This is a genomic window from Mesorhizobium sp. M2A.F.Ca.ET.037.01.1.1 (assembly GCF_003998075.1).
Lineage (GTDB): Bacteria > Pseudomonadota > Alphaproteobacteria > Rhizobiales > Rhizobiaceae > Mesorhizobium.
In genome coordinates, this window is record NZ_RZSA01000250.1 from 1 (window position 1) to 7,340 (window position 7,340).

The following is a 7,340-nucleotide window of genomic DNA, read 5'->3' on the forward strand; positions in this document are numbered from 1 at the left end:
GCGATGCATCGCTGACCGCGACCGGAATCTGGCGCGGCGAGACCGTGCAGCTCGATTTCTCCTCGGCGAAACCGCTGGTGCTGTTTGCCGGAGGCGCGGCGCCCGTCACCCTCTCCTTCAAGGCGGCACCAGCGACATTCTCCTTCGACGGAACGGCCTCGATGTCGGACAATGCCTATCTGGACGGACAGGCCAAGTTCGCAGCCCCGTCGCTGCGGCGCGTGCTGGAGTGGTCGCAGGCCGGCCTCGCGCCGGGCGCCGCGATCGGGGCGGTCTCGGTCGCCAGCAAGGTGAACGCCTCGGCGGGGCGCGCGAAATTCGAGAACACGACCGTCACGCTGAACAACAATCCGGGCATGGGAGCGCTGGATTTCTCCTTCGCGGAAGGGCGCCCGGTGATCGCCGGCACGCTCGCCTTCGATACGCTGGATCTAAGATCTTTCCTGTCGGCCTTCACGCCCGTCGCGCCCACCAGCGAGGCCGGCCCAGGCGACATCGACACCAGCTTCGCCGACCGTATCAACCTCGACCTCAGGCTGTCGGCGGCGCATGCCATGGCGGGACCGGTGCAGCTCGCCGACGTCGCGGCGACCGCGCAGGTCAAGAACGGTCTTGCCGTCTTCGACATATCCGACGCGTCGGCCTTCAACGGCACCATCCAGAGCAGCCTGCGCTTCGACCGTAAGCCTGAGGGCACGCAGGTGGAGCTGCGGCTCCTGGCGTCGGATGTGGATACGGGAGCCTTTGCCACCGCGGCGGGAATGACGCGGCTGGTGCCGGCCGGCACCGGCACGGTGTCGGTCATCCTCAAGGGACCGGGCAAGGCGTGGAATTCGATTTTTGAGAATGCCGACGGATCGTTCTCCGCGACGTTCGGGCCGGGCACGCTCAACGGGCTCGACCTGCCGGCCTTCCTCAAGCGCAACCAGCAAGGCGGCTTCTTCGCGCTTGACGACGTCGCCAATGGTTCCCTGCCGATCGATGGCGCCGAAATCAAGGCAAGCATCTCGAAGGGCGTGGCGCGCCTCGACAAGGCCGAGATCAATGCGCAGAAATACAAAATCTGGCTGTCGGGCATCGCCTCCTACGCCGGACGTGGGCTGGCGCTCTCGGGCGGCGTGATGCCCAGCGGACAGCCCGCACAGCAGCCCCAGCAGGCCAACGGCCAGGCGGCCAATCCGCCTCCCGCTCAGCCGAACCAGTCGCTGTTCTTCGTCGGCGGCAACTGGAGCGCGCCGTTCATCTCGCCGATCGCTCCCGGCGTTTCAGGCCAGTAAGGCGGGGCGCAAAGCGTCCCCGTACCCACTGCTCAACCGCGTTGCGCGGCCTGCTCGTCGAGCTGGCGTTGGATCTCGCGACGCTTGTTGGCGATCGAGGCGATGATGACGCCGACAGCCACGACCGCGATCAGGATGGTGCAGGCGGCGTTGATTTCCGGCGTCACGCCGAGACGCACCTGGCTGTAGATCTTCATCGGCAGCGTGGTGGCGCCCGGGCCCGAGGAGAAGCTCGCGATGACCAGATCGTCGAGCGAGAGCGTGAAAGCCAGCATCCAGCCGGAGATGATCGCCGGCAGGATGACCGGCAAGGTGATCTGGAAGAAGGTCTTCACCGGTGGCGCGCCGAGATCCATCGCCGCCTCCTCGAGCGAGCGATCGAACGAGACCAGCCGCGACTGCACGACGACGGCGACGAAGCACATGGTGAAGGTGATGTGCGCGAGCGTCACCGTGAAGAAGCCGCGGTCCAGCCCGACGGCGACGAAGAGCAAGAGCAGCGAGAGGCCCGTGATGACCTCCGGCATGACCAGCGGCGCGAAGACCATGCCCGAAAACAGCACCCGCCCCCGGAAGCGCGTGTAGCGCGTCAGCGTGATGGCGGCGAGCGTGCCGAGCACGGTCGCCACCGTCGCCGAGATGACGCCCACGCGCGCCGTCACCCAGGTGGCGTCCATCAGGCCCTGATTGTGGAATAGCGACACGTACCACTTGGTCGAGAAGCCGCCCCAGACGGTGACGAGCTTCGATTCGTTGAAGGAAAAGACGATCAGAAGCACGATCGGCAGATAGAGGAAGGCAAAGCCCAGCACGATCGAGGTGATGTTGAAGCGGCTCCAGGTCGAGTTCATCTGCCCTGCTCCTGTGCCTTTGCTTGCGCCTGCTGGAAGAACATGATCGGGATGATCAGGACCAGGAGCAGGATGACGGCCACCGCCGAGGAGACCGGCCAGTCGCGGTTGGAGAAGAATTCGTTCCAGAGCGTCTTGCCGATCATCAGCGTCTGCGAGCCGCCGAGAAGGTCGGGGATGACGAACTCGCCGACGGCCGGGATGAACACCAGCAGGCAGCCGGCGACTACGCCGGGCAGCGACAGCGGGAAGGTGATCTTCCAGAAGGCGCCGATCGGCGGGCAGCCGAGATCCTCCGCGGCCTCGACCAGCGAATAGTCCATCTTTTCAAGCGACGAATAGAGCGGCAGCACCATGAAGGGCAGGTAGGAATAGACGATGCCGATGAAGATCGCCGTGTAGGTGTTCAGGATCACCAGCGGCTGGCTGATGATGTGCAGCGACATCAGCAACTGATTGAGCAACCCTTCGGGCTTGAGGATGCCGATCCAGGCATAGACGCGGATCAGGAACGATGTCCAGAAGGGCAGGATCACCAGCATCAGCAGGGTCGGACGGATCGTCGCCGGCGCACGCGCCATGCCATAGGCGATCGGATAGCCGACGATCAGGGTGAGTATCGTCGAGATCCCCGCGATGACCAGGCTCGTCACATAGGCGTTGAAATAGAGCGCATCCTGGGTGAGCCAGGTGTAGTTATCGAAGTTGAGCTCGCGGAAGCCGGCGAGGAATCCCGAGATGCCGTCGCTGAAGTTGAGCACCGGCGTATAGGGCGGCATAGAGATCGCCGTCTGCGACAGCGAGATCTTGAAGACGATGATGAAGGGAACGAGGAAGAAGAACAGCAGCCAGAGATAGGGGATGATGATGACGAGGCGGTTGACGAAGCCTTTCGCCAGCCTCGCCGGCAGTGTCGTGGTTTGCGTCAATGGGGCGGCAGTCGCTGCGATATCGGTCATCTCAGCCTCTATCGGGTCAACACGACGCCGGCATCGGGCCGGAAGGAGACCCAGGCGCGGTCATTCCAGGTCAGCGGATCCTCGGTGACGCGCGAGGCGTTCAAGGCGCTTGCCCGCACGATCTGCCCGTCGTCGAGCCTGATGTGAAAGACGGTCATGTCGCCGAGATAGGCGACGTCATAGACCTCGCCTTCCAGCGCATTGACGGCATCGGCGGGCTTTTTCGAGGAGACCTTGATCTTCTCCGGCCGGATCGCGAAGACGATGTCGGAGCCGGCAGCGGCGTTGCCGCCATTGTCGACGACGATCTGGGCGCCGGTCGCGCCGGTGATGCGCGTCGCGTTTGCCGTGTGCTCGGCAACCTTGCCCTCGAACATGTTCACGTTGCCGACGAAATGCGCCACGAAACGCGAGGTCGGCGCCTCGTAGATCTCGGCCGGCGTGGCGACCTGCATGACCTCGCCCTTGTCCATGATGGCGATGCGATCGGCCATGGTCATGGCTTCTTCCTGGTCGTGGGTGACGACGACGAAGGTGAGGCCGAGCTCCTGCTGCAGGTCCATCAGCTCGAATTGCGTTTCCTCGCGCAGCTTCTTGTCCAAAGCGCCGAGAGGTTCGTCGAGCAGCAGAACCTTGGGCCGCTTGGCGACCGAGCGCGCAAGCGCCACGCGCTGGCGCTGACCGCCCGAGAGCTGATGCGGCTTGCGCTTGGCGAACTGCTCGAGCTTGACCAGCTTCAGCATCTCCGCGACGCGTTTTTCAATATCAGGCCCCGGCATACCTTCCTGCTTGAGGCCGAAGGCGATGTTCTTCTCCACCGTCATATGCGGGAACAGCGCGTAGGACTGGAACATCATGTTGACGGGCCGCTTGTAGGGCGGGATGCCGCGCAGGTCCTGCCCGTCCAGCAGGATGCGGCCCGCCGTCGGCTCCTCGAAGCCGGCGAGCATCCTGAGCAGGGTCGACTTGCCGCAACCGGAGGCGCCGAGCAGCGCGAAGAATTCGCGCTCGAAGATGGTCAGCGACAGATTGTTCACGGCGGTGAAGTCACCGAACTTCTTGGTGACCTTGTCGAACTGGATATATGGCTTGGCGTTCGGGTCGTTCCATGGCGCGAAATCCCTGCGGATGCTGCCAAGCGATTTCATGATCCCCACTCCGTTACTTTTTTGATTCCCCAAAAGAAAGCGACCCCGGCAGTTGGCTGCCAGGGTCGTGTCTCAATGCTTACTGACCGGTGACGATCTTGGTCCAGGTGCGCGTGATGACGCGCTGTGTCTTTGGATCATATGGCTTGACGGTATAAAGCTTCTTGGTCGTCTCTTCGTCGGGATAGACCGCTGGATCTTCCAGGATCGCCTTGTCGACGAATTGCTGCGAAGCCTTGTTGCCGTTGGCGTAGAGCACGTAGTTCGACGACTTGGCGATGACTTCGGGGGTCATCATGTAGTTGATGAACTCGAGCGCTTCGGCGACATGCGGCGCGTCCGCCGGGATCGCCATCTGATCGAACCACATCTGGGCGCCTTCCTTCGGCACCGAATAGCCGATCTCGACGCCCTGCTTGGCTTCCTCGGCGCGGTTGCGCGCCTGGAAGACGTCGCCCGACCAGCCGATCGCCAGGCAGATGTCGCCATTGGCCAAGGCGTTAATGTATTCGGACGAATGGAACTTGCGGATATAGGGCCGGACCTTGAGCAACGCGTCCTCGGCCTTGGCAATGTCATCGGGCGAGGTGCTGTTGGGATCAAGGCCGAGATATTTCAGCGCCGCCGGAATGATGTCGGCGGGAGAATCCAGCACATAGACGCCGCAATCCTTCAGCTTGGCCAGCTTGTCCGGATTGAAGAAAACATCCCAGCTGTCGATCTTGTCGGTGCCGAGCGCAGCCGTCACCTTCTTGACGTTATAGCCGAGGCCGACGGTGCCCCACATGTAGTTGACCGAATATTCGTTGCCCGGATCGTATTTGGCGGTGCGCTCGGAGATGACGTCCCACATGTTGGAGATGTTCGGCAGCTTCGACTTGTCGAGCTTCTGGAACACGCCCGCCTGGATCTGGCGCGCCAGGAAGTTCGCGCTCGGCACGACGACGTCGTAGCCGCTGCCGCCGGCCAGCAGCTTCGTTTCGAGGATCTCGTTGGAATCGAAGGTGTCGTAGACGACCTTGATGCCGGTCTTCTTGGTGAAGTCGTCGATGATCGAGCTGTCGATATAGTCCGACCAGTTGTAGACGTTGACAACGCGGTCCTCGGCATGGCCGCCTGCCGTGAAAAGCGTCAGAAATACCGACGTCGCCGAAAGCCAGAGCGCTTTGCGGATCATAATGTTCTCCTTTGGTGAGTGTTCCCTTGCCGGCTCGTCGCGATATGGCGGCGCGGCATTGATTTCAGGCTATTGGGCTTTCCGAAGGGCAACAAGCGCGACCTGTCGGCGCTGCGCCGGGTTGCCGGTCGGTGGTCAAAGACCTCCCGCAGGGCGCCCTTGTAAGGTACCCGGGCGGCGTCAGCGGCGTTCGCCGTGGCGTGGGCAGAGATACGACGATGTGATCCGGCCCTGGTCGGGCCGGCAGAGACACTTGGCAAGATACGCCTGTCTTGTTGTTGCCGTGATCGCAGCCTGCCCGCCCGGCAGCGGGGTTGTCAATGGGGAAGGCTGCCTAAAGCGCGTCGCGCCGAGAGGGGTTCAGGCGACGCGCTTTCGGTCTTTGTTTTGAGTTTTGATGCATGTCGTTCGCCCAAAAACCGCTGCGCACTTTTGGGCGACATGCTGTTGTCTTGATCGCATGTCGTTGTCCCAGGACCGCTGCACACTTCTGGGTGACATGCTGTTGTCTTGATGCATGTCGTTCTCCCAAAACCGCTGCGCACTTTTGGGCGACATGCATTGGTCAATTGGGTGACGGCAGGCCGGTGATGCCGGGGCGCGCCGGCCGCGCCTGACGTTTGAACTCCAGGCCGATATGGACGAGCAGCGCGGTGACCACGATCGCGCCGCCGATGATGGTGCGCACCGACGGCACCTCGGAATGGACGAGCCAGACCCAGATCGGCCCGAGGATCGGCTCGAAAGTGCCGAGCAGCGCCGCGATTGCCGCCGGCACGAGCCGGGCGCCCATGGCAAAAAAGGCGAGGCCGACGCCGAGGTTGACGACGCCGAAGGCGAAGAGGAAGCCCATGTCGCGTGCGGACACCGCAAACTGCGAGGCCTGGGCGGCGGCAAAGATACCGGCAAGCAGCGCGCCGAGACAGGTGGCCGGCACCATGCGCACATGAGCAAAGCGCCGGGTGATCACCGTCGCGAACGAAAACATCACCGCAATCAGCAGCGCCAGGCCGTCGCCGATCGGGGACACGGCCCCGTCGAGGGATTCAGAGACCATGATGGCAACCCCAGCGATGACGGCGGCGATGGCAATCCAGGTGGCTTGGCTCACGCGCTCGCGAAACAGCAGCCAGGCGAGCAAGGCGGCCAGAAGCGGCACGCCGGCTTGCATCAGGAGAATGTTTGCAACCGTCGTATAGGCAAGCGCAACGATAAAGCTGGTCGAGGCCGTGGCAAAGCACAAGGCCACGCCGAGACCAGGCAGGCCCATGTCGCGGAACAATCTCAACGTGCCCCGCCAGCCGTCGCGCCAGACCATGAACGCGACGAGGAAGGCCACCGCCCAGAGCGAGCGCCAGAACACCACGGCCCAGCTGTCGTCGACATGGATGAAACGGGCGATGGTGCCGCCAAAACTCCACATCAGCGCCGAGAGGAAGACCAGCAGCATGCCGATCCGCTCCTCGCGCGGCGAGACGTCTGGTAGGGCGACGCGAGGCGATGCGGTATCGGTCATGGACATGATTGTCAGCGAGTTATGCGCGCTATGGTGCACCAAGGACAACAGGAACTCTGCGTCTCAAACGACAGAACTGTGTCTCAATCGCGTAGCGCAAAGTAGAAAGCCGTGCGTGATCCAGCATTCACTGAAATGTGGGACAACGTCGCAGCGGTTTACTTCGACACAGGTCGAACCTGCGCCCACGCGCAGGTCCGGACGGCGTGTATCATCCCTGAAAATCGAAGGCGCTGAGGCCCGTCACCATCTCGTCAAGGCCGAGCGGGCGCGTCACCGGCGGCTCGGCGCGCGCCAGGCAGCCGGCGCGCTCGCAAAGCCTGCAGGCCGCGCCGACCGGAGCGGCGCAAACCTCCCCGCGCTTGCCGGGGGATCCCGCCGGCAGCGCCCCGCCACACATCATCTCCTCGCG

7 protein-coding genes are annotated in these 7,340 nt (G+C 63.2%); 1 reads left to right on the plus strand and 6 read right to left on the minus strand.

The window, feature by feature from the left end:
• On the plus strand, positions 1–1,277 hold a 1,277-nt coding region (locus EOA27_RS14670; RefSeq protein WP_127256564.1), incomplete at its 5' end, for an AsmA-like C-terminal region-containing protein.
• 32 nt (positions 1,278–1,309) lie between these two features.
• On the opposite strand, the gene EOA27_RS14675 is transcribed toward EOA27_RS14670, so the two are convergent.
• The 6 genes from EOA27_RS14675 to EOA27_RS14700 all read right to left on the minus strand — a co-directional run.
• Complete coding sequence (locus EOA27_RS14675; RefSeq protein WP_042640957.1) at positions 1,310–2,128, minus strand: ABC transporter permease subunit; 819 nt, start codon at positions 2,126–2,128, stop codon at positions 1,310–1,312.
• Entirely contained in the window at positions 2,125–3,087 is a 963-nt protein-coding gene (locus EOA27_RS14680; RefSeq protein ID WP_126079083.1) for an ABC transporter permease subunit, read from the minus strand. The genes EOA27_RS14675 and EOA27_RS14680 overlap by 4 nt, the downstream gene beginning before the upstream one ends.
• Before the next feature lie 8 nt (positions 3,088–3,095).
• Positions 3,096–4,235, minus strand: a complete 1,140-nt coding sequence (locus EOA27_RS14685) for an ABC transporter ATP-binding protein (RefSeq protein WP_112131118.1) — start codon at positions 4,233–4,235, stop codon at positions 3,096–3,098.
• A gap of 79 nt (positions 4,236–4,314) precedes the next feature.
• Positions 4,315–5,412, minus strand: a complete 1,098-nt coding sequence (locus EOA27_RS14690) for a polyamine ABC transporter substrate-binding protein (RefSeq protein ID WP_126079084.1) — start codon at positions 5,410–5,412, stop codon at positions 4,315–4,317.
• A gap of 565 nt (positions 5,413–5,977) precedes the next feature.
• Positions 5,978–6,928: a DMT family transporter gene (locus EOA27_RS14695; protein WP_126079085.1), complete on the minus strand. Its 951-nt coding sequence runs from the start codon at positions 6,926–6,928 to the stop codon at positions 5,978–5,980.
• Positions 6,929–7,139: 211 nt separating this feature from the next.
• Positions 7,140–7,340: short-chain fatty acyl-CoA regulator family protein (locus EOA27_RS14700; RefSeq protein WP_245491094.1), on the minus strand; the 201-nt coding region annotated here is incomplete at its 5' end.

Coding starts and splice junctions, on each gene's coding strand:
- EOA27_RS14675 (WP_042640957.1), bottom strand. CDS start 2,128: ATGAACTCGACCTGGAGCCGCTTCAACATCACCTCGATCGTGCTGGGC.
- EOA27_RS14680 (WP_126079083.1), bottom strand. CDS start 3,087: ATGACCGATATCGCAGCGACTGCCGCCCCATTGACGCAAACCACGACA.
- EOA27_RS14685 (WP_112131118.1), bottom strand. CDS start 4,235: ATGAAATCGCTTGGCAGCATCCGCAGGGATTTCGCGCCATGGAACGAC.
- EOA27_RS14690 (WP_126079084.1), bottom strand. CDS start 5,412: ATGATCCGCAAAGCGCTCTGGCTTTCGGCGACGTCGGTATTTCTGACG.
- EOA27_RS14695 (WP_126079085.1), bottom strand. CDS start 6,928: ATGACCGATACCGCATCGCCTCGCGTCGCCCTACCAGACGTCTCGCCG.